Genomic DNA, 21,126 nt, shown 5'->3' with positions numbered 1-21,126 from the left:
ACATGAACTGGTTGAAACGTTTGTGGTGGTCGGCCATCGTGCTGGCCTTGGTGTTGGCAGGCGCCGTGGCCTGGAGTTGGGAGCCCGACCGGCAACTGGGCGAACTCGTCGCCCGCTGGGCCCCCGAGCCCTCGCGCTTCATCGAACTCGACGGCATGCAGGTGCACATCCGTGACACCGGCCCCCGCAACGACCCCACCCCCATCGTGCTGCTGCACGGCATGTCGTCCAGCCTGCACAGCTTCGAAGGCTGGCAAGGTACCCTGCAAGGCGAGCGACGGGTGATCAGCGTCGACCTGCCCGGATTCGGCCTGACCGGCCCCAGCCCCCAGGGCGACTACCGCATCGAGGTCTACACCCGCTTCATCCTTCGCCTGCTCGACACCCTGGAAGTCAAACGCGTGGTGCTCGCCGGCAATGCCCTGGGCGGCGAAATCGCCTGGCAGACCGCCCTGCTGGCACCCGAGCGCGTTCAAAAGCTGATCCTGATCGACGCCGATGGCTACCAACCCGCCGTGCTCTCCATGCCCCTGGGCTTTCAGATTGCCAGCATGCGCGGCCTGCGCTGGGTGTCCGAACGCATCCTGCCCCGCCCCTTGATGGCTGCCAGCCTGCGCAGCGTGTTCGGTGAACCGGAGCGGGTCACCCCCGAGCGGATCGACCGGTATTTCGAGCTGAACCTGCGCGTCGGCAACCGCCGCGCCCTGTTCCAGCGCATGGACCAGGCCACCTTCGGCGAAAGCGCGCCCCTCATCCGCCGCATCACCCAGCCCACCCTGGTGCTGTGGGGCGAGCGTGACGAGATGATCTCGCCCGATCTGGGCGCACGCTTTTGCGAAGACATCCCGCGCTGCCGCCTGGTGACCTTCCCCCAACTGGGCCACCTGCCTCAAGAAGAAGACCCGGAAGCCACCCTGCAGGCGGTACGCGCCTTCCTGGGCTCTTGAATCCGGAGCGAATGGCCCCTCGATTGCCAAAAATGTGGTGGGGTCGATGAGGCAAGCGGCCATAAAACCGCTACGCTTGGGCCATGTTCAGTTATCGACACGGATTCCACGCGGGCAACCACGCCGATGTGCTCAAGCACATGGTGCTGGTGCAGGTGCTTGAGCACCTGCTGCACAAAGACAAACCCTTCTGGGTGGTCGACACCCACGCGGGCGGGGGCATTTACGACCTCACCAGCGGCTACGCCACCAAGAGCGGCGAATCCGCCACCGGCATCGCCACGCTGTGGCCGCTGCGCCGCGACAAGTCCATCCCTGAAGCCGTGCGCGGCCTGCTCAAACAGGTCGCCGCGCTCAACGATGGCGACGAGCTCAAGTGGTACCCCGGCTCGCCTCAGCTGGCCGCGCAGATGCTGCGCGAAGGTGACCACCTGCGCCTGTTCGAGCTCCACCCCACCGAGATCAAGCTGCTGGAAAACCACTTCGCCGGCGTCAAGCGCGGCGTCAGCATCCAATGCGCCGATGGTTTCGCCAGTCTGAAGGGCTGCCTGCCACCGCCGCCACGTCGTGGCCTGGTGCACATCGATCCGCCCTACGAAATCAAGGACGACTACCGCCGCGTCCTGCAGACCTTGAAGGACGCGATCCCCAAGTTCACCTCGGGCACCTACGCCATCTGGTACCCCGAAGTGGCGCGCCGTGAAGCCATCCAGTTCCCGGCCCAACTCAAGCGCCTGGCCTCTGAGCTACCGAAGGTTGACTGGCTGCACGCCACGCTGCGCGTCAAGGGCGCCGAGCGCGATGGCGTCGGCCTGTTCGGCAGCGGCATGTTCATCATCAACCCGCCCTACACCCTGTACGACAAGCTGGCCGAGGCGTTGCCCTGGCTGGTCGAAACCATCGGCCAGGATGACCACGCGGCCTACACGCTCGAAGCCCAGCAGAGTTGAGCGGGTTGGGGAGCGGGCAGCACCACGCTTGCCCGTGCTCCCGATCAGGCCCCCAGGTCGAACACCAGCACCTCGGCCTGCTTGCCCTGACTCAGACTCAGGCGACTCTCGCCTTCCAGCTTGAGGGCATCGCCTGCCTTCAAGGCCTGGCCATTCACGCTCAACTCGCCGCGCGCCAGGTGCACATAGGTCTTGCGTGCAGCATCCAGCGGCACCTCCAGGGCCTCGTCCCCGTCGAACAGCCCCGCATACAGCGTGGCGTCGGCATGGATCGTCACCGAGCCTTCTCGCCCATCGGGTGAGGCCACCACCCGCAAGCTACCGCGCTTGTCGGCCTCGGCAAAGCCCTTTTGCTCATAGCCTGGACGCAAACCCCGCTGCGCGGGCTGAATCCAGATCTGCAGCATGTGCGTGGTGTCGTACAGCGCCTGGTTGAACTCGCTGTGCAGGATGCCGGTCCCCGCCGACATGCGCTGCACCTCGCCCGGCACGATGCGCGCATCGTTGCCCTGGTTGTCCTTGTGCCAGATCGCGCCCTGCAGCACGTAGGTCACGATCTCCATGTCGCGGTGACCGTGCATGCCAAAGCCGCGCCCCGGGGCGATCATGTCGTCGTTGATGACGCGCAGCGGCCCAAAGCCCATGTGGGCCGGGTCGTGATACTCGGCAAACGAAAAGCTGTGAAAGCTCTGCAGCCAGCCGTGGTCGGCATAGCCGCGTTCTTCAGATCGGCGCAAGGTCAACATGGCGTGGGTCCTTCAATGTGTGCATCCTTTACGGGTGACTGTAGAAGCCCGGGGGCACTTCTTGGCTGCGCGCGACTGATAGCATCATTCAAACAAATTGAAGCTAAGCCATGACTGAACGCCGTCAAGCCCTCACCCCTGAAGCCCTGCTGATGATGGACACCATCGCGCGCACGGGCAGCTTTGCGGCGGCCGCGCGCGAACTGGGCAAAGTGCCCTCGGCCTTGACCTACAGCGTGCGCCAGCTCGAGGACGCGCTCGACGTGCTGCTGTTCGACCGCCGCAGCCGCCAGGCTCGCCTCACGGCTGCCGGCGACGAACTGCTGCGTGAGGGGCGCCTGCTGCTGCAACAGATGGACGCCGTGGCCAACCGGGTCAAGCGCGTGGCCTCGGGATGGGAGGCCGAACTCACCATCGCCGTAGACAAGATCATCGCGCCCCACGCCATCTTCGACCTGATCGAAGGCTTCTACGCCCTCAAGCCCCCCACGCGTGTGCGCATGCTCAGCGAGGTCATGAACGGCACCTGGGAGGCGCTGGCCTCCGGCACGGCCGATCTCGCCATCGGCATCCCGGGCGACCGCATCACCACCCCCGGTGTGCGTCTGGAGGTCATCGGCGACGTGCCCTTCGTGCTGGCGGTCGCCCCGCATCACCCGCTGGCCCAGGCGGCCGAACCCGTCAACCAGACCGTGCTGGCCCAACATCGCATCGTGGCCGTGGCCGACACCGCCCGCGGCCTCGAGCCCATGACCATCGGCATCCTGCCTGGTCAGGACGTGCTCACCCTGCCGTCCATGTCGTCCAAGCTCGAAGCGCAGATGCGTGGCCTGGGCTGTGGCTTCCTGCCCGAGCCCATGGTGCGCCCCTACCTGAGCAGTGGGCAACTCGTCAGCAAGACCGTGAGCGGCCCGCCGCGCGTCACCCGCCTCCACTACGCATGGCGCCAGGGCGAGACGCCCCCCGGCATGGCACTGACCTGGTGGCTGCACCAGCTCAGCAGCCCCACCACCCGCCAGGCCCTGATGGACCTGCACGGAGGCCTGTTGCTGTGAGCTACATCGGCCGCTTCGCCCCCTCGCCCACCGGTCCGCTGCACGCCGGCTCCCTGGTGGCCGCGCTGGCCAGCTGGCTCGATGCCCGTGCGCGTGGCGGGCGCTGGCTGGTGCGCATCGAAGACGTGGACACCCCACGCTGCGTGCCCGGCGCCGACCAACTGATCCTGTCGCAGCTGGCCGCCTGCGGCCTGCACCCCGACACGCCCCCCGTGTACCAAAGCCAGCGCGGGGATCTGTACCAGGCCGCGCTCGACCGCCTCGTGGCCGCTGGCCATGCCTACCCCTGCGGCTGTACCCGCGCCGACATCGCCCAGGCCAACGCGGCGCTGGGGCTGAACAAGGCCCGTCACGGCGACCTCGTCTACCCCGGCACCTGCCGACCCGATCGAGGCGGCCTGAAAGGCAAGCCCGCACGCGCCTGGCGCCTGCAGGTCCCGACGCGGACGGATGCACCCGACGGCCTGTGGCACTGGCATGACCGCCGCCTCGGCCCGCAAAGCCAGAACCTGGCTGAAGCCGTGGGCGACTTCGTCATCCGCCGCGCCGACGGCCTGTGGGCCTACCAGCTCGCTGTGGTCGTGGACGATGGCGAACAAGGCGTCACCGACATCGTGCGCGGCGAGGACCTCACCGACAACACGCCGCGCCAGCTCTGGCTGCAGCAGTGCCTGGGCCTGACTGCCCCGCGCTACCTGCACACACCATTAGTGTGCGGCCCCAACGGGGAAAAGTTGTCCAAACAGAACGGTGCCGAAGCCCTGTCACTCGACGACCCGCTGGTCACCTTGCAACAAGCGGGCCGCGCCCTCGGTCTGTCCGCAGAGGGAACCACACTAGGCGACTGGCTGGCCGCCGCCGTCACGGCCTGGCAGGACCAGCTGACACGCTGGCCGTTGCGCTAAGTCACGCCCAGCAAGCACCGGCAGCGCGGTAGGCTTGCGGTGTGGCCCTGCCCCTTTTCACGATTGGGCCGCACCCCAGGTTCAGCCCCGATCGACCACCACGAAGTGCTTGCGCACCGGCTCGATCACCTCGAACGCGCCTTCAAACCCGGTCGGAATCACCGCCCCCTCGCCTGCGCGCACATCCACCCAGCCGCCGGCTGTGTCGTGCAGGCGCACATGCCCACTCAGCACAAAGAAGTACTCTTCCTTGTCGGCCGGAAACACGATGCGCCAGCGCCCCACCTCACAGGCCCAGATGCCCGCGCTCGTCTGCCCATCGGCCGACTCGTACAGCGTCCAGGTCTCGCGCCGAGGGTTGCCCTGCTGCAGCCGTTCTGGCTTGGGGTGGTCGATGACGCCGCCCTGCGCAGGCGGATCAAAGCGCACGATGGCAGGCAGCGGTGCACCCGGCAGGCCATGTACAGGCCCGCTCATGCGCCCTCCCCAACACCCGCAGCCGCCTCAGCATCCGTGGCAGCCGCCACCACCGGCGCCACATCGATCAGGAAATGCGTGCGGTAGTACGCCAGCTCGTCGATCGACTCGTGGATGTCGGCCAGTGCCGTGTGCTTCTGCGCCTTCTTGAAGCCACTCACCAGCTCCGGCCGCCAGCGACGTGCCAGCTCCTTGAGCGTGCTCACATCCAGATTGCGATAGTGAAAAAACGCCTCCAGCTTGGGCATGTAATTCGCCAGAAAGCGCCGATCCTGGCAGATTGAGTTGCCACACATCGGTGACTTGTTGGTGGGCACATACTTCTTCAAGAAGGCGATCACCGCGTGCTCGGCCTCGGCCTCCGTCACCGTCGAGGCCTTGACCCGGTCGATCAGCCCGCTCTTGCCGTGCGTGCCCTTGTTCCACTTGTCCATGCCGTTGAGCACGTCGTCACTCTGGTGAATCGCCAGCACCGGCCCCTCCACGCGCACTGTCAACTGCGGGTCCGTCACCACCACCGCGATCTCGATGATGCGGTCGCTCTGAGTCTTCAGCCCGGTCATCTCCAGGTCGATCCAGATCAGGTTCAAATCGCTCTTGGCCAAGACCGGGGTCGCCGGGGCCTCCAGTGGCACGGGCGTGCCGGGGGTCACATCACTCATGGGCATCACACACAACGGTTGTCCGGCCCGGTAGACAGGCGCGTCGGTCATTTTCCGGCACAGGCACCTGGGCACAGGGATTTGCACGCCGGACGAGCCCCGGATTGTGCGGGCAAACGTACACTCCCGGTCATGCCATCCAGCACCCTGACCTTGCTTTTCGCGGCCTTCATCGTCGCCTCCCTGCTCACCAAACTCTGGCTCGACACCCGCCAGGCGCGCCACGTGGCCCGCCACCGCAACACGGTGCCCGAGGCCTTCGCCCCGCACGTGCCCGCGCTCAGCCACCAACGGGCCGCCAACTACACGCTCGACAAGCTGCGATTTGGCCTGCTCAGCACCGCCGTCAGCACCGTTGTGCTGATCGGCTGGACCCTGCTGGGCGGCCTCGACGCGCTCAACATCGCCGTGCGCGACGCCGTGCTGCCCACCTGGGGTGCCCTGCCCTACCAGCTCGTGCTGCTTGGCACCTTCACCCTGATCGGCGCCCTGATCGAGCTCCCGCTCGAAGCCTGGCACACCTTCCGTCTGGAGCAAAAACACGGCTTCAACCGCATGACCTGGGGCATGTGGCTGGGCGATCAGTTCAAACAGATGCTGCTGGGCCTGCTGCTCGGCGGCCCCATCGCCGCCCTCATCCTGTGGCTCATGGGTGCGGCCGGCGCCAACTGGTGGCTGTGGGCCTGGGGTGCCTGGGTGGCTTTCAGCCTGCTGCTGATGGTGATCTTCCCCATCTTCATCGCCCCGCTGTTCAACAAGTTCGAACCGCTCCAAGACCAGGGCCTCATCGAGCGCGTCAACGCCCTGATGGCCCGCTGCGGCTTCACCGCCAAGGGCTTTTTCGTCATGGACGGCAGCCGCCGCTCGGCCCACGCCAACGCGTACTTCACGGGTTTGGGCGCCGCCAAGCGCGTGGTCTTCTACGACACCTTGCTGAGCAAGCTCACCCACGGCGAAGTCGAAGCCGTGCTCGCCCATGAGTTGGGGCACTTCAAGCACCGCCATGTGCTCAAGCGCATGGTCATGATGTTCGCTCTGAGCCTGGCCGGTTTCGCCCTGCTGGGCTGGCTGTCGCAGCAGGTCGGCTTCTACACCGGCCTGGGCGTGCGCCCCAACCTTGGCGCCCCCAATGACGCCCTGGCCCTGCTGCTCTTCATGCTGGCCCTGCCACCCTTCGCCTTCTTCATCTCGCCGGTGTTCGCCTACTTCTCCCGCAAGGACGAGTACGAGGCCGATGCCTACGCCTGCGCCCAGGCCAGCGGCCAAGACCTCGCCAGCGCCCTGATCAAGCTCTATAAGGACAACTCGTCCACCCTCACGCCCGACCCCATGTACGTCCGCTTCCACTACTCCCACCCGCCCGCCTCCGAGCGCCTGGCGGCCATGCAGGCATGAAGCGCCACGGCCACAACGCGCCCCTGCGCAAAGCCAAAGGCAAGGACGCCGACACCAGCCAATGCCAGCGCGGCCTGGTCGTCTCCACCCACGGTCGCCACGTCATCGTTGAAGACGAGCAAGGCGGCCGTCTGATCTGCCATCCCCGTGGCAAGAAGAGTGAAGCCGTCGTGGGCGACCGCGTGCTGTGGCAACCCACGCTGGAGGGCAGCGGCGAAGGTCTGATCGTGCAGGTCGAAGAGCGCCGCAACCTGCTCTACCGGCAAGATGAATGGCGCAGCAAGTCCTTTGCCGCCAACCTGGATCAGATGCTGGTGTGGATCGCCGTCGAGCCCGTGTTCAGCGAAGCACAGCTCACGCGCGCCCTGCTGGCCGCCCGCTACGCCGACATCCCTGTCACCATCGTGCTCAACAAGGTGGACCTGCCCGGTGCCGAAACCGCCCGCCAGCGCCTCGCGCCCTACCGAGCCATGGGCTACCCCGTGGTCGAGATGTCCCTCACCTCCGACGCCGAGGCCGCCAAGGCCCAGGTGATGCCCTTGCTGCAAGGCAAGGCCAGCCTCGTGCTGGGGCCGTCTGGCGCCGGCAAGAGCACGCTGATCAACACCCTGCTGCCCCACGCCCGCGCCGAGGTGGGCGAGATTTCGCAGGCGCTCAACTCCGGCCGCCACACCACCACCACCAGCCTCTGGTACTGGCTGGACGACAGCCACGAAAGCGCCGTGATCGACTCGCCCGGCTTTCAGGAATTCGGCCTGCACCACATCGCGCCCACCGAGCTGGCCAAGTGGATGCCAGACATCGCCGCCCACATCGCCGACTGCCGCTTCTACAACTGCACCCACCGCCAAGAGCCCGGCTGTGCCGTGAGGGCTGCTGCCGACCGCGGCGAGATCAGCCCCATGCGCCTGAGCCTCTACACCGGCCTGTTTGACGAGCTCAGCCAGCAGCGCTGGTAATCCCCCCGTCTGTGATGCACGGCTCACGCCCGAAGATTTGACACACGGCCCCGCCGACACCCGATCTGCACGACAACCATGAACGACACCCTCTCGCTGATCCCCGATGCCCTGGACGCTTTCTCCATCGGCGCCTTGTCGCTGGAAGACCTGGCCCGCACGATGCGCGACGCCTCGCAAGAGCACGAGCCTGCCCTGCCCGACCGCTACCTGGACGTGCTGGAACGCTTGTTGAACCAACTGGAAAGCGCCGCGCTGTTCAGCGAAGAGAGCTGCTCCTTCAGCCGCGAAGACATGGTGTCAGCTCTGGTGGAGTGGTTGGCCCGCGCGCAGGACTGGTCCAACAAGACACTGAACCCGCCGACACCGAAGCGGAATTGAAAGGACAGGCTCAGGGCACCCGTTGAGGTGCCCGTCTCGTCAGCGGTTCACTCAACCAATCAGGTTGGCCAGCGACAGCAGCGCCAGCAGCAGCATCCACAACACCACCGAGCGCCAGATCAAACCGACCACGCTGCGCAGGTGCGCCAACTCAGGCGGGGCACCGGTGGTGCTGCCCTCGGCGTCGATCACATCCGAGCCATCACCTTGACTCAGCGTGCGGCTCACGTCACGGCCATCGGCACTCGGTGCTGCCTGACCGCCCAGACGTACCCCCAGGGCGCCGGACGCCGCCGACAGGATGGTGCCTTCGTTCGGACGCACCCACAGCACCGCATGACGGCGCCAAGCATCCACGGCATCCTCGAAATTGCCCACCACCGCAAAACCAAAGGCCGTCATGCGTGAAGGCACGTGATCCAGCAGGCTGAACAACTTGAGCGAGAGGTTCATCAGGCGATCGTGCGTCGCCGCGCCGGTCACCTGGCTCTTGTACGACCAATAGCGGCTGGCGAACTCGGCCATGCGGTACAGCACCGCGCCCGCTGGGCCCAGGCCCACGGTGGACAAAGCCACAAACCAGAAAAACACGCCAAACACATGGCGGTGCGCGGCCAACAGCGAGTACTCCAGGACATGACGCAGCACCTCGGTGCGCGGCAGGTCACTGGCGTCCAGGTGCTGCCAATGCGCGAGTTGCTCGCGGGCACGGTCTTCGCGTCCCTGCTCCAGCGCATCGCGGATCGCCGTGAAGTTGTGGCTGAACTGCCGGAAGCCCAACGTCAGGTACAACACGGCCACGTCCCACAGCAAAGCCAAAATGGTGCTGTAGCGGTCGATCACCACATAGAGCAGCCCCACCAGCACGGCCGGGGCCAACACCGTGACGGCCCAAACCACGCGGGCGTGCACATCGGCACCCGCATCAAAATTGCGGCCGACCCAACGCACCCAAGACGTCAAAGCCTGGTGAATCGGGTTGAGCGAAGAAAGAGGCTTGAGCTGCTCCGCCAACAAAGCGAAGAGCACGGCAAAGAAACTCATGGCGTGATGATAGCCGCCTGCTCACACCGGCATGCGACAGAAACGTGTACGGTGCGTCAGGCAGACAGGAAGCGGTAGAAATTTCGCAACATCGCGGCCGTGGCGCCCCAGATGAAGTACTCGCGCTGCTGCTCCTGCGGCGGTCGCCAGGGCATCGAGAAAAACTCGAAGCGCGCCCCGCTCACCTCCAGCGCATGACGCTGATGGAACCGCGGGTCCATCAGGAAAGGCAGCGGCACTTCAAAGATGTCCGCTACCTCGTTGGCATCCGCCTGCAGCCGCAGGCGCTGCATCTCGTCTTCCAGCGGATCGATCAGGCCCACCACGGGCGTGACCATGAAACCCGTGCCCGTGGCATACGGCGGCAAGGTGCCCAGCACCTGGACACGAGAGGGCGCCAAGCCCACCTCTTCCTGCGCTTCGCGCAAGGCCGTGGCCACCGGGTCCGGATCGGTCGGCTCCTGTCGCCCGCCCGGGAAGCTGATCTGCCCCGCATGCTTGCTCAAATGCGCCGTGCGCTGCGTCAGCAGCACCGACACCTGATCTCGCATCACCAGAGGCACCAGCACCGACGCAGGCACGAACTCCTTCGCACGAATCCACAACTCGTTGTCGGCATCGGTCTTCCACGCCGGCGGCGCCGCAAAGCGCTGGATGAGTGCATCACGGGTCAAACGCTCCAGAGGCACTGGGGGCAGATGCCCGTCACTGCCCAGATGCTCCGCTTGGTGAGGGTCGATTTTCAAAGCCATGGCAGCACCATAACAAAAGCCGCCTGGGCTTGCGCAGCAGGCGGCTTTGGGGGGTTGGCCCGCGACCCGAAGGCCACGGAGAACAACGCTGTGCTCTTAGGCGAGCTTTTCCTTGATGCGTGCCGACTTGCCGCTGCGCTGACGCAGGTAGTACAGCTTGGCGCGACGGACGTCACCGCGACGCTTGACTTCGATCTTGGAGATCAGGGGGCTGTACAGCTGGAACGTACGTTCCACGCCTTCGCCGCTCGAGATCTTGCGGACGATGAAGCTGGAGTTCAGGCCACGGTTACGCTTGGCGATCACGACGCCTTCGTAAGCCTGGACGCGCTTGCGGGTACCTTCCACCACGTTGACCGAAACGATCACGGTGTCGCCAGGGGCGAAAGAAGGGATCTCTTTGTTCAGACGAGCAATTTCTTCTTGCTCGAGCTGTTGAATGATGTTGGCCATCAAAAGCTCCTAATTGATCTTGCCCGCGCTTGAAAATCCAGTCATGACGCCCTGTGCTCACCCGTGGGTTTCACAAGGATCTCGACCGGGGTGAAAAAATGGTAGCCGGGTAGAGGATCGGAAAACCGCAGATTATAGCGTGAGTTGAGATAAAAAGTGTTCGTCGTGTTTGGACAATTCGCCACGCGCCCTGGCCAACTCGATCAGCTCGGGGCGCCGCAGTGCCGTGATCCGCAGTTGCTGCTCACGACGCCAGCGCGCAATGTGGGCATGATGGCCTGACATCAGCACCGGCGGCACCGCCGCATCGACGCCCCGCTCGTTGCCATCGGCCGGCCAATCCAGCACTTCCGGGCGACTGTAATGCGGGCAGTCCAGCAAACCGTCGGAGAAGCTGTCCTGCTCGTGCGAGGCCGCATCGTGCAAGACTCCGGGCTGCAAGCGGGTCACCGCATCGATCAGCGTCAAGGCCGGCAGCTCACCGCCCGACAGCACATAGTCACCCAGGCTGATTTCTTCGTCCACATGGGCGTCGATGAAACGCTGGTCAATGCCTTCGTAGCGTCCGCACACCAGCACGGCGCCGGGCCCCTCGGCCAGCTGCTGCACACGTTGCTGCGTCAAAGGCTTGCCGGCGGGGCTGAACAACACGACAGGCAAGCGTGGCGCGGCAGCGGCGTCTTGATCCGACCGGATCGCCGACAGGCAACGCACCAGGGGTTCGACCAGCATGACCATGCCCGGGCCACCGCCAAACGGTCGGTCATCGACCCGACGGTACACCCCCTCGGCAAAGTCGCGCAACGGCCACAGGCGCACATCGACCGCCTTGGTTTCGAAAGCACGACGCGTCACGCCCACCGTCTGAAACGGGGCGAACAATTCGGGAAACAGGGTGATGACATCGAAGCGAACGGCCATCTCAGCCCTCCGGTGAAATCCGAGGGGGGTCAGTAGTCCAGACCCCAGTCGGCCACGATGCGCTTGTCAGCCAGGCTGACGCTGTCGATGTAAGCCGACACGAAGGGGATGAGACGCTCGGTGACGTCCTGGCCTTCGGCCGCGGGCACGACGCAGCGCAACACGCTGTGCGGTCCGGTGGACATCAGGTCGGCCACCTGGCCCAGGAATTCACCCTGGCGGTTGACCACATTCAGGCCGATCAGGTCGACCCAGTAAAACTCGTCGGCGTCCGGCGTCGGGAATGCCGAGCGTGACACGAACACGCGGGCGCCCTTGAGGGCCTCGGCGTCATTGCGGTCTTCCAGCCCTTCGGCGGTCCCGACAATGATGTCGCCCTGCTCGCGCACCGTCTTCATCTGCAGGAAGCGCGGGGCAGCCAGGCGTGCAGGTGCAGCCGCCTTGGGCGCAGCAGCCTTGCTCACGACCGATGTGCCAGCTTCTCCGGTCTTGGCAGACGGACGCGACAAAGTGCCCGCAGCCTGTTCGGCCGGGCGCAAAAACCATTTCTTCGTACAGAAGAGCGCCTGAGGATCAGAAGAAAAGGGCATCACCTTGATGCCCCCCTTCACGCCCCAGGCGTCCACGATGCGCCCGACTTCCACCGCATCTTCAGGCCAGACAACACCGTCATCCAGCACCAGCGCAGAGGTCGAGCGATCGTTCATGCGGCCTCGATCAGGCAGCAGGCGCAGCAGCCTTCTGGGCGATCACGACCAGACGGTTCACGGCGTCAGACGGTTGTGCACCGTTCTTGACCCAGGCGTCGACGCGGTCCAGCGCCAGGCGCAGGGTTTCAGCGTTGCCGGAAGCCAGGGGGTTGTAGAAACCCACGCGCTCCAGGAAGCGACCGTCACGACGGTTCTTCTGTTCAGCCACGACGATGTTGTAGAAAGGGCGCTTCTTGGAGCCGCCGCGTGCAAGTCGAATCACGACCATGATGTGTCCTTCAAATCGAATGGGCGACCACTCTTCCCGGGAGACACTCGGGGTCAAGCAGCCAAGGCTCGGCCAGGCACCCGCCCGACCGCTCCAATCATCCGTCCCGTTTAGATACGCGCTGAGGTGTTGCCAGGCGCTCGCCATGGAAACCACCCAACTCGGGCCGGAAAACCGCAAATTATAGTCTGACTTGAAGCTTCGCGCCAAGCGTCCCCGCACCCACATGACTGACACCCTCGCCGACGCCCCTCCCTCGCTGCACTCCAAGACGGTGGCCACCTGGCTGGCCTTGCTGGGCGGCCCCCTGGGCGCACACCGGTTTTACCTGTACGGCTGGAACGATGTATGGGCCTGGCTGCACCCTTTGCCCACGCTGGTGGGCGCCGTGGGGCTGCGGCGCGTGGCCGAGTTCGGACTCGACGACCAACTGTCCTGGCTGCTGATCCCGGTACTGGGCTTCATGGTGGCAGGCACCATGCTGCAAGCCATCGTCTACGGCCTGATGCCTGACGAGCGCTGGCACGCGCGTTACAACGCCGGACGCGACCTTCGTACCGCCCGCCCCAGCGGTTGGGCCGCCATCATCGGGGTGATCCTGGCCCTGCTGGTCGGCGCGACCGTGCTGATGTCCACCATTGCCTTTTCGGGGCAGCGCTATTTCGAATACCAGGTGGAAGAGGCGCGCAAGCTCAGCCAGTGAGGAGCCGCGTCGCATCGACAAGGCGCCGCGCGCGCAAGGCGGTCCGCCTTACCGGATAATCACGGTTTTGCGACCCCTAGCTCTTTGACGCGCCATGACCACGCCCACCGATCCGCATCACAACGCCAACGCGCCCCTCACCTACGACCAGGCCGGTGTCAACTATGACCTGATCGACCCGTTGAAGGTGGCCGCTCAGCGTGCTGCGGCCGCCACCGGTGGCCACTTGGCCAGCCATGGCTTCAGCGAAGTGCTGGCCTCGCGCGGCGAATCGGCCTATGTGGTCGATGTGGGCCCGATGTACCTGGCCTCCATCGTGGAATGCCTGGGTACCAAGACCCTCGTGGCCGACGAAATGGCCACGCTGACGGGCAAGAGCTACTACGACGGCATCGCACAGGACACCATCGCCATGGCGGTGAACGATCTGATCACCGTGGGCGCCACTCCCCTGGTGGTGCAAGCCTACTGGGCTGCCGGCGGCTCCGACTGGTTTGGCGACAAGGTGCGTGCCAACGCCCTGGTGGCCGGCTGGAAAAAAGCCTGCGAGGTGTGCAACGTCGCCTGGGGTGGCGGTGAAACCCCCGCGCTGGCTGGCATCGTGGCCGACGGCCGCGTCGACCTGGCCGCATCGTGCACCGGCATCATCAGCCCCAAGACCCGCCTGTCCGTGGGTGACGAACTGGGCGCGGGCGACGCCATCGTTTTCCTCGCCTCCAGCGGCATCCACGCCAACGGCCTGTCGCTGGCACGCAAGCTGGCCGAGCGCCTGCCCCAGGGCTACCTGACCGACATCGGCAACGGCCAGAGCTACGGCGAAGCCCTGCTCGCCCCCACCACGCTGTATTCGCCTGTGACCGAAGCGATGGCCAAGGAAGGCATCATCCCGCACTACTGCGCCAACGTCACCGGCCACGGCTGGCGCAAACTGCTGCGCCACCCCAAGCAGCTGACATACCGCATCACAACCGTGCCGCCCAAGACCCCGGTGCTGGCCTTCATGCAGCAGGAATGCGGACTGGACGACCACGAGGCCTATGGCACGTTGAACATGGGCGCCGGTTTCGCACTGTATGTGGCGCCGGAACAGGCCGAACGCGTGGTCGCCATCTCCAAGTCGCTGGGCATTGACGCCTGGGTGGCCGGCCGCGTGGAAGACGGCCCCAAGCAGGTGGTGATCGAGCCCCTGAACGTGGTGTACGGCGCGGAAGAGCTGCAATTGCGCTGAACCTGCTTGAACCCTGCCGCGGCGGGATCGACCCGCCGCCCACACGAGGAGCATGACCATGGGACAGATGATCGACTTCACCCGCCCGGATGGCGGCACGACCCGCGGCTACCTGGCCGATGCAGGCGCCAGCGCGCCCGGCGTCATCCTGATCCAGGAATGGTGGGGCCTGAACGACCACATCAAGGATCTGGCCGATCGTCTGGCTGCCGCTGGTCTGACCACGCTGGCGCCTGATCTGTACCGTGGCCGCCTGACCACCGATGCCGACGAAGCCAACCACCTGATGACCGGCTTGGACTTTGGCGACGCCACCCACCAGGACCTGCGCGGCGCCGTGGACTTCCTGGCCCAGCGTGACCAGCCTGTGGGCGTGACGGGTTTCTGCATGGGTGGCGCACTGACCGTGGCCGCGGCCGTGCACCTCAAGGGCGTCTCGGCGGCCGTGTGCTTCTACGGCATCCCCCCTGCTGAATTTGCCGACCCGGCCCAGATCCGCATCCCCTTCCAGGGCCATTTCGCCACGAAAGACGGGTGGTGCACGCCCGCCGCCGTGGCGCAGCTGGAGTCGGCCATGAAGGCGGCAGGGCAGTCACCCGACCTCCACCACTACGAGGCCGACCACGCCTTCGTCAACAAGACGCGCCCTGAGGTGTACAACGAAGCCTGCGCGACCCAGGCGTGGGCGCGCACGGTCAGCTTCCTGCAACAGCACCTGAGCAAGTGAGTGTGTGAGCGCTGCGTTTGACTGCCAGACCTGCGGCGCGTGCTGCGCTCAGTTCCGCGTTTCGTTTTACTGGGCAGAAGCCGACGACGCCCCCGGCGGCACGGTGCCCGTGGCGCTGACCGAAGCCATCAGCCCCCACCTGCGATGCATGCAAGGCACCTCGTCGCGGCGACCCCACTGCATCGCCCTGGAAGGACAAGTCGGCCAGCAGGTGTCTTGCCGGATCTACGATTTGCGCGCCAGCACCTGCCGCGCCGTACAAGTGGGCGACGCACAGTGCCTGCGCGCCCGTGAGCGTCACGGATTGCCGACAGCCTGAGGCCTCAGGATCACCTATAATCGCCCGTGACGGGCCTCCCTGCATGGGGGCGCGGCCAACCGGGTCAGGTCGGGAACGAAGCAGCCCTAACCGTTAGCCAACAGTGCCAGGATCAGGCTCGTCACCTCATTTTTGTGTTTGATGCCCCATGCGTCGCGGCTGGGACCGAACTTCCGCGAAGTTCGGGGCGTGCTCACCACGTTTCCACCTGCGACCCACTGCGTTCATGGCATCGACTCCCCTCCCGCCCGCCTCCACCCCGTCGTCCGGCACCTCCACGGTCGCCATTGACCTGGGTGACCGCAGCTACGACATCCTGATTGGCGAAGGCCTGCTGCAAAACCCAGCCACGTTTGCAGGCCTGCCCAAGTCGTCCAAAGCCCTGATCGTCACCAACACCACGGTGGGCCCGCTCTACACCGCCGCCTTGCGCGCCGCCATTGCGCCGCACCACAAAGCCGTGCTGGATGTGGAGCTGCCCGATGGCGAGCAGCACAAGGACTGGCCCGCGCTGAACCAGATTTTCACCAAGCTGCTGGAAGAAGCCGCTGACCGCAAAACCGTGCTGTACGCCCTGGGCGGCGGCGTGATTGGCGACATGACCGGCTTTGCTGCCGCCTGCTACATGCGCGGCGTGCCCTTTGTGCAAGTGCCCACCACGCTGCTGGCCCAGGTGGACTCCAGCGTGGGTGGCAAAACCGCCATCAACCACCCGGCCGGCAAGAACATGATCGGGGCCTTCTACCAGCCCCAGCGCGTGATCTGCGACCTGGCCACGCTCGACACCCTGCCCCAGCGCGAACTGCTGGCCGGCCTGGCCGAGGTCATCAAGTACGGCCCGATTGCCGATGCCGAGTTCCTGAGCTGGCTGGAAGCCCACATGGACCAGTTGCTGGCCCGCGACCGTGCCGCGCTCAAGCACGCCATCCAGCGTTCGTGTGAGATCAAGGCCTGGGTGGTGGGGCAGGACGAAAAAGAATCCGGCCTGCGCGCCATCCTGAACTACGGCCACACCTTCGGGCACGCCATCGAGTCGGGTCTGGGCTATGGCGAGTGGCTGCATGGCGAAGCCGTGGGCGCCGGCATGGTGATGGCCGCCGATCTGTCGACCCGCCTGGGGTTGATCGACGAAGCGACATCCCAGCGCATCCGCGCACTGATCGCACGCACCGGCCTGCCCGTGACCGCGCCCGACCTGGGCGCCGACCGCTATCTGGAGCTGATGCAGGTGGACAAGAAGGCCGAAGGCGGCGAAATCCGCTTTGTGGTGATCGGGCCCTTGGGGCAAGCCGGGATGCGCCCCGCACCCGAATCGGTCGTGCGCGACGTGATTGCCTTTCATACGCGCTGACCCGGACGCACCATGACCCTCGCCCCCTACGCCAGTCATCCTGAGCAGACAAGGGGGCGTCGTTACCCCGAGCTGCCCGCCCCCACCCGCAGCGATTTTCAGCGCGACCGCGACCGCATCGTGCACAGCACGGCGTTCCGGCGCCTGGTGTACAAGACCCAGGTGTTTTTGAACCACGAGGGCGACCTGTTTCGCACGCGCCTGACGCACTCGCTGGAGGTGGCGCAGCTGGGCCGCTCGATTGCGCGCTCGCTGGGGCTGAACGAAGACCTGGTGGAGGCGATTGCCCTGGCGCATGACCTGGGCCACACGCCGTTTGGCCACGCAGGCCAGGATGTGCTCAATGAGTGCATGCAAGGGCATGGCGGGTTCGAGCACAACCTGCAGTCGCTGCGGGTGGTGGATGAGCTGGAAGAGCGCTACCCGGCGTACAACGGACTGAACCTGGCGTTTGAAACGCGCGAGGGCATCTTGAAGCATTGCTCGCGTCGGCATGCGGAGATGCTGGAGGCGCAAGAGCCGGGGGGCGTGGGGCGGCGGTTTCTGGAAGGCTCGCAGCCCAGCCTGGAGGCACAGTTGTGCAACCTGGCCGATGAGATTGCGTACAACGCACACGACATTGACGATGGCGTGCGCTCGGGGCTGATCACGATGGAGCAGTTGGAGGCGGTGCCGCTGTTCGTGCGCTTTCGGGATGAAACGCTGGCGGAGTTTCCGCAACTGCAAGGGCGCCGGCTGTTGTTTGACACCATTCGGCGCATGCTCTCGCAGCAGGTGTACGACGTGATTGGCGCGACGCAGGCCTTGTTGGCGGAGCATGGGCCTGGATCGGCGGATGAGGCTAGGTTGTGTCCGCCGTTGGTGCGGTTCAGCACCGCCATGCGGGAAGACAGCACGGCCTTGAAGCGGTTTTTGTTCAAGGAGCTGTACCGGCATCCGCAGGTCAATGAGACGACCGCCAAGGCCAAGCAAGTGTTGTCGGAGTTGTTTGCGGCGTATGTGGCGCAGCCGTCAGGGATGCCTTCTGACTTTGCGCAGCGCGAGGATCAGCATCGGGCTGTGGCGGATTACATCGCGGGGATGACGGACCGGTTTGCGGTGCGGGAGCATGAGAGGTTGACGGGGCAAAAGGTGTTTTGACGTAGCCGATAAAAAAGATCTCAAGTCCTGGCAAGGGCTCGCCGATAAGTAAAACAACGGTCTTCCAAAGAGGCCCGTGGTCCGGTTAGCCGGCCGATGCATCAGGTGGTTCAACCACGCAGATGATCCGGTTGACTAGCGACGGTCTTGCAGTTTGTCGGCGGCACTCGCCGGGACTTTTGAAACACTAGGAGATCATCATGGCTATGTCAGTCAACACCAATATTCAGTCGATTAACGCGCAGCGCATCCTGTCGTCTTCGCAAAACTCGCTGGCCACTTCGATGCAGCGCCTGTCGTCAGGCCTGCGCATCAACAGCGCCAAGGACGATGCCGCTGGTTTGGCCATCTCCGAGCGCTTCAGTACCCAGATCCGCGCCTTGAACGTCGCCACGCGTAACGCTAACGATGGCATCTCCCTGGCGCAAACGGCCGAAGGTGCGATGGCCAGTGTCACCAGCAACCTGCAGCGCATGCGTGAACTGGCTGTGCAGTCGGCCAACGCCACCAACAGCGCCTCCGACCGCGCCGCACTGCAGCAAGAAGTTTCGCAGTTGGCGCAAGAAATTGACCGTGTTGCCACCCAGACCGAGTTCAACGGCACCAAGTTGCTGACCGGTGACTTCCTCAGTCAAGCATTCCAGGTCGGAGCCAATAAGGGTCAGACCATCACCATTGACAAGATTGCCAGCGCACGCACCAGCGATCTGGGCAAGTTTGAAGGCGTCTTGGCAACCAACCAAAGCATCGGCACTGCCAGCGATACCACAGCAGCAGCCAAAGTCACCATCGGTGGCACGGACTACAGTCTTGGCACCATCGCCAACGACGCCAAGGCCATTGCCGCAGCCATCAATGCCTCAGGTGCACCTGGTCTGTCGGCCACCGCAGGCAAAACAACGGTAGCCCAGGGAACCCAAACCGACGGCACAGAAGTGACCGCCCCTGGTGATGTTACCGTCAACATCAATGGCACTGACATCACTATTGGCGCCACAACCAATGCCACAACCAATCGCTCCAACGCACTCGACGCCATCAATGCCAAGTCGGCAGTGACAGGTGTGGTCGCCAAAGACACTGGCTCGGGTATCGAGCTGATCGCAGCTGATGGTCGCAACATCACCACGACGTTCAATGACACCAATACCACCGGCGCGACTATGGCCACGTTCGGCTTGGGCGCTGCAGGCACGACCGGAGCGGCCATTAACATCACCTACGCAGCTCCCGAGGGTGTGACAGGCGCTGTGGTGTTTGACGGTGTTTTGACAGGTGGCACACAGAGCTTCAGCATCGCCGGTCAAGGCGTTGCCGTATCCGCTCTGAATATCTCGGACGTCGCCGGTGCAAACGAAGCACTGACATCCATTGATGCAGCCTTGACGGCTATGAACTCCAGCCGTGCGGCACTAGGTGCCGTGCAGAACCGCTTCAGCTCGACCATTGACAACCTGCAAACGACCACTGAGAACCTGACCGCATCGCGCAGTCGCATCATGGATGCCGACTTTGCACAGGAAACGGCCAACCTGAGCCGCGCGCAGATTCTGCAGCAGGCCGGTATTGCCATGGTGGCCCAGGCCAACCAGTTGCCCCAGGGTGTGCTCTCTCTGCTTCGTTAAGAGAAAAAAGTTAAACGCCACCGCGCCAAGAGGCTGGCGTTTCAACTTGGCGCAGAAGCTTTGGCTTCTGCGCCTTTTTGTTTTTGATAGCGTCGAGAAGTAGGCCAAGAATCACCGCTTTTAGGCGCGATTGAGCCGAGGCGAAGTTCAGCAAAATGAGTCCATATGAGATGGAGCCCCAAGCCTTCCATCTCAAAGTTGTGGGCACCGAAGGCGACCTGACAGTTGCTGGCCGTGTGCTGAATTTGGGCTTTATTCAGGAGCTATCACCATGGCAGCCATCATCAACACCAACATCCAGTCGCTCAATGCGCAGCGTAATCTGAACTCATCGCAGAACTCGCTGGCCACCTCGATGCAACGCCTGTCTTCGGGCCTGCGCATCAACAGCGCCAAAGACGATGCTGCCGGCTTGTCCATTTCCGAGCGCATGACCACGCAAATTCGAGGTCTGAATGTGGCCATACGAAATGCCAACGATGGCATTTCCCTGTCGCAAACAGCGGAAGGTGCGATGGCCAGCGTGACCAGCAACCTGCAGCGCATGCGCGAACTGGCAGTGCAGTCTGCCAACGCGACCAACAGCGCGTCGGACCGCGCCGCACTGCAGCAAGAAGTGGCGCAGCTGGCTCAAGAGATTGAACGGGTTGCCACCCAGACCGAGTTCAACGGCACAAAACTGTTGGACGGCTCATTCGGAGCCAATGGCCCAGAGCAGTTCCAAGTCGGCGCCAATGCAGGCCAGACCATCACCATTGACAAGATTGCCAGCGCACGCACCAGCGATCTGGGCAAGTTTGAAGGCGTCTTGGCAACCAACCAAAGCATCGGCACTGCCAGCGATACCACAGCAGCAGCCAAAGTCACCATCGGTGGCACGGACTACAGTCTTGGCACCATCGCCAACGACGCCAAGGCCATTGCCGCAGCCATCAATGCCTCAGGTGCACCTGGTCTGTCGGCCACCGCAGGCAAAACAACGGTAGCCCAGGGAACCCAAACCGACGGCACAGAAGTGACCGCCCCTGGTGATGTTACCGTCAACATCAATGGCACTGACATCACTATTGGCGCCACAACCAATGCCACAACCAATCGCTCCAACGCACTCGACGCCATCAATGCCAAGTCGGCAGTGACAGGTGTGGTCGCCAAAGACACTGGCTCGGGTATCGAGCTGATCGCAGCTGATGGTCGCAACATCACCACGACGTTCAATGACACCAATACCACCGGCGCGACTATGGCCACGTTCGGCTTGGGCGCTGCAGGCACGACCGGAGCGGCCATTAACATCACCTACGCAGCTCCCGAGGGTGTGACAGGCGCTGTGGTGTTTGACGGTGTTTTGACAGGTGGCACACAGAGCTTCAGCATCGCCGGTCAAGGCGTTGCCGTATCCGCTCTG

At 64.5% G+C, this 21,126-nt stretch carries 24 protein-coding genes and 1 other RNA gene; 16 read left to right on the top strand and 9 right to left on the bottom strand.

The annotated features are described in order from the left end of the window. Window positions 1-2: 2 nt before the first annotated feature. Window positions 3-947, top strand: coding sequence for an alpha/beta fold hydrolase (locus WIT60_RS11040; protein ID WP_339583978.1), 945 nt, complete (start codon window positions 3-5; stop codon window positions 945-947). Window positions 948-1,030: 83 nt separating this feature from the next. Next, on the top strand, window positions 1,031-1,897 hold the full coding sequence (locus tag WIT60_RS11035; protein ID WP_339583977.1) for a 23S rRNA (adenine(2030)-N(6))-methyltransferase RlmJ: 867 nt from the start codon (window positions 1,031-1,033) through the stop codon (window positions 1,895-1,897). 44 nt (window positions 1,898-1,941) lie between these two features. Here WIT60_RS11035 and WIT60_RS11030 read toward each other — a convergent pair whose 3' ends face one another. Then, window positions 1,942-2,643, bottom strand: a complete 702-nt coding sequence (locus WIT60_RS11030; protein ID WP_339583976.1) for a pirin family protein — start codon at window positions 2,641-2,643, stop codon at window positions 1,942-1,944. A 110-nt stretch (window positions 2,644-2,753) separates the two neighbouring features. Here WIT60_RS11030 and WIT60_RS11025 point away from each other — a divergent pair, with 110 nt between their 5' ends. Together WIT60_RS11025 and gluQRS are read left to right on the top strand one after the other, a co-directional pair. Next, on the top strand, window positions 2,754-3,698 hold the full coding sequence (locus WIT60_RS11025) for a LysR family transcriptional regulator (protein WP_339583975.1): 945 nt from the start codon (window positions 2,754-2,756) through the stop codon (window positions 3,696-3,698). Then, a complete protein-coding gene (gene gluQRS, locus WIT60_RS11020) occupies window positions 3,695-4,603 on the top strand; it encodes a tRNA glutamyl-Q(34) synthetase GluQRS (RefSeq protein WP_339583974.1) in 909 nt (302 codons plus the stop codon). Before WIT60_RS11025 ends, gluQRS begins: the two co-directional genes overlap by 4 nt. A gap of 81 nt (window positions 4,604-4,684) precedes the next feature. Here the strand turns inward: gluQRS and WIT60_RS11015 are convergent, their stop codons facing one another. Together WIT60_RS11015 and orn are read right to left on the bottom strand one after the other, a co-directional pair. Further along, window positions 4,685-5,080: a cupin domain-containing protein gene (locus WIT60_RS11015; protein WP_339583973.1), complete on the bottom strand. Its 396-nt coding sequence runs from the start codon at window positions 5,078-5,080 to the stop codon at window positions 4,685-4,687. Next, entirely contained in the window at window positions 5,077-5,742 is a 666-nt protein-coding gene (gene orn / locus WIT60_RS11010) for an oligoribonuclease (protein WP_339583972.1), read from the bottom strand. The genes WIT60_RS11015 and orn overlap by 4 nt, the downstream gene beginning before the upstream one ends. 132 nt (window positions 5,743-5,874) lie before the next feature. Here orn and WIT60_RS11005 point away from each other — a divergent pair, with 132 nt between their 5' ends. From WIT60_RS11005 to WIT60_RS10995, 3 genes are all read left to right on the top strand, one after another. Continuing rightward, the gene (locus tag WIT60_RS11005; RefSeq protein WP_339583971.1) at window positions 5,875-7,137 is read left to right on the top strand and encodes a M48 family metallopeptidase; all 1,263 of its coding nucleotides are present in this window, start codon (window positions 5,875-5,877) and stop codon (window positions 7,135-7,137) included. Next, window positions 7,134-8,096 carry a ribosome small subunit-dependent GTPase A gene (gene rsgA / locus WIT60_RS11000; RefSeq protein WP_339583970.1) on the top strand — a complete coding sequence of 321 codons (963 nt, stop codon included), beginning with the start codon at window positions 7,134-7,136 and terminating at the stop codon, window positions 8,094-8,096. Before WIT60_RS11005 ends, rsgA begins: the two co-directional genes overlap by 4 nt. A 78-nt stretch (window positions 8,097-8,174) precedes the next feature. Next, complete coding sequence (locus WIT60_RS10995; protein WP_339583969.1) at window positions 8,175-8,477, top strand: hypothetical protein; 303 nt, start codon at window positions 8,175-8,177, stop codon at window positions 8,475-8,477. Window positions 8,478-8,528: 51 nt separating this feature from the next. Here the strand turns inward: WIT60_RS10995 and WIT60_RS10990 are convergent, their stop codons facing one another. The 6 genes from WIT60_RS10990 to rpsP all read right to left on the bottom strand — a co-directional run bounded on the left by WIT60_RS10990 (window position 8,529) and on the right by rpsP (window position 12,625). Then, window positions 8,529-9,521, bottom strand: coding sequence for a CobD/CbiB family protein (locus tag WIT60_RS10990; protein WP_339583968.1), 993 nt, complete (start codon window positions 9,519-9,521; stop codon window positions 8,529-8,531). Window positions 9,522-9,577: 56 nt separating this feature from the next. Then, window positions 9,578-10,273 (bottom strand): CoA pyrophosphatase, encoded by a 696-nt coding sequence (locus WIT60_RS10985; protein ID WP_339583967.1) that lies wholly within the window; start codon window positions 10,271-10,273, stop codon window positions 9,578-9,580. A gap of 96 nt (window positions 10,274-10,369) precedes the next feature. After that, window positions 10,370-10,726 carry a 50S ribosomal protein L19 gene (gene rplS, locus WIT60_RS10980; RefSeq protein WP_339583966.1) on the bottom strand — a complete coding sequence of 119 codons (357 nt, stop codon included), beginning with the start codon at window positions 10,724-10,726 and terminating at the stop codon, window positions 10,370-10,372. A 132-nt stretch (window positions 10,727-10,858) separates the two neighbouring features. Next, on the bottom strand, window positions 10,859-11,647 hold the full coding sequence (trmD, locus tag WIT60_RS10975; protein ID WP_339583965.1) for a tRNA (guanosine(37)-N1)-methyltransferase TrmD: 789 nt from the start codon (window positions 11,645-11,647) through the stop codon (window positions 10,859-10,861). A 29-nt stretch (window positions 11,648-11,676) separates the two neighbouring features. Next, window positions 11,677-12,354 (bottom strand): ribosome maturation factor RimM, encoded by a 678-nt coding sequence (rimM, locus tag WIT60_RS10970; RefSeq protein ID WP_339583964.1) that lies wholly within the window; start codon window positions 12,352-12,354, stop codon window positions 11,677-11,679. A gap of 10 nt (window positions 12,355-12,364) precedes the next feature. Next, entirely contained in the window at window positions 12,365-12,625 is a 261-nt protein-coding gene (gene rpsP / locus WIT60_RS10965) for a 30S ribosomal protein S16 (RefSeq protein ID WP_339583963.1), read from the bottom strand. A gap of 226 nt (window positions 12,626-12,851) precedes the next feature. On the opposite strand from rpsP, the gene WIT60_RS10960 reads away from it, so the two are divergent. From WIT60_RS10960 to WIT60_RS10920, 9 genes are all read left to right on the top strand, one after another. Continuing rightward, entirely contained in the window at window positions 12,852-13,328 is a 477-nt protein-coding gene (locus WIT60_RS10960; RefSeq protein WP_339583962.1) for a TM2 domain-containing protein, read from the top strand. A 94-nt stretch (window positions 13,329-13,422) separates the two neighbouring features. Next, window positions 13,423-14,556 (top strand): AIR synthase-related protein, encoded by a 1,134-nt coding sequence (locus WIT60_RS10955; RefSeq protein WP_339583961.1) that lies wholly within the window; start codon window positions 13,423-13,425, stop codon window positions 14,554-14,556. A gap of 58 nt (window positions 14,557-14,614) precedes the next feature. Beyond that, window positions 14,615-15,283, top strand: a complete 669-nt coding sequence (locus WIT60_RS10950; protein ID WP_339583960.1) for a dienelactone hydrolase family protein — start codon at window positions 14,615-14,617, stop codon at window positions 15,281-15,283. A gap of 4 nt (window positions 15,284-15,287) precedes the next feature. Beyond that, complete coding sequence (locus WIT60_RS10945) at window positions 15,288-15,602, top strand: YkgJ family cysteine cluster protein (protein WP_339583959.1); 315 nt, start codon at window positions 15,288-15,290, stop codon at window positions 15,600-15,602. 28 nt (window positions 15,603-15,630) lie between these two features. Further along, window positions 15,631-15,728, top strand: an RNA gene (gene ffs, locus WIT60_RS10940) — signal recognition particle sRNA small type. Between the two features lie 100 nt (window positions 15,729-15,828). Next, on the top strand, window positions 15,829-16,953 hold the full coding sequence (aroB, locus tag WIT60_RS10935; protein ID WP_339583958.1) for a 3-dehydroquinate synthase: 1,125 nt from the start codon (window positions 15,829-15,831) through the stop codon (window positions 16,951-16,953). Between the two features lie 12 nt (window positions 16,954-16,965). Beyond that, window positions 16,966-18,093 (top strand): deoxyguanosinetriphosphate triphosphohydrolase, encoded by a 1,128-nt coding sequence (locus WIT60_RS10930; protein WP_339583957.1) that lies wholly within the window; start codon window positions 16,966-16,968, stop codon window positions 18,091-18,093. Between the two features lie 200 nt (window positions 18,094-18,293). Continuing rightward, window positions 18,294-19,718 (top strand): flagellin, encoded by a 1,425-nt coding sequence (locus WIT60_RS10925; protein WP_339583956.1) that lies wholly within the window; start codon window positions 18,294-18,296, stop codon window positions 19,716-19,718. Window positions 19,719-19,989: 271 nt separating this feature from the next. Continuing rightward, a partial coding sequence (locus WIT60_RS10920) for a flagellin N-terminal helical domain-containing protein (protein WP_339583955.1) occupies window positions 19,990-21,126 on the top strand: 1,137 nt, incomplete at its 3' end.

It is taken from the genome of Aquabacterium sp. G14 (assembly GCF_037482285.1).
Classification (GTDB): domain Bacteria; phylum Pseudomonadota; class Gammaproteobacteria; order Burkholderiales; family Burkholderiaceae_C; genus Aquabacterium.
Note: the sequence above shows the minus strand (reverse complement) of the source record. Positions and strands in the feature narration are given on the sequence as shown.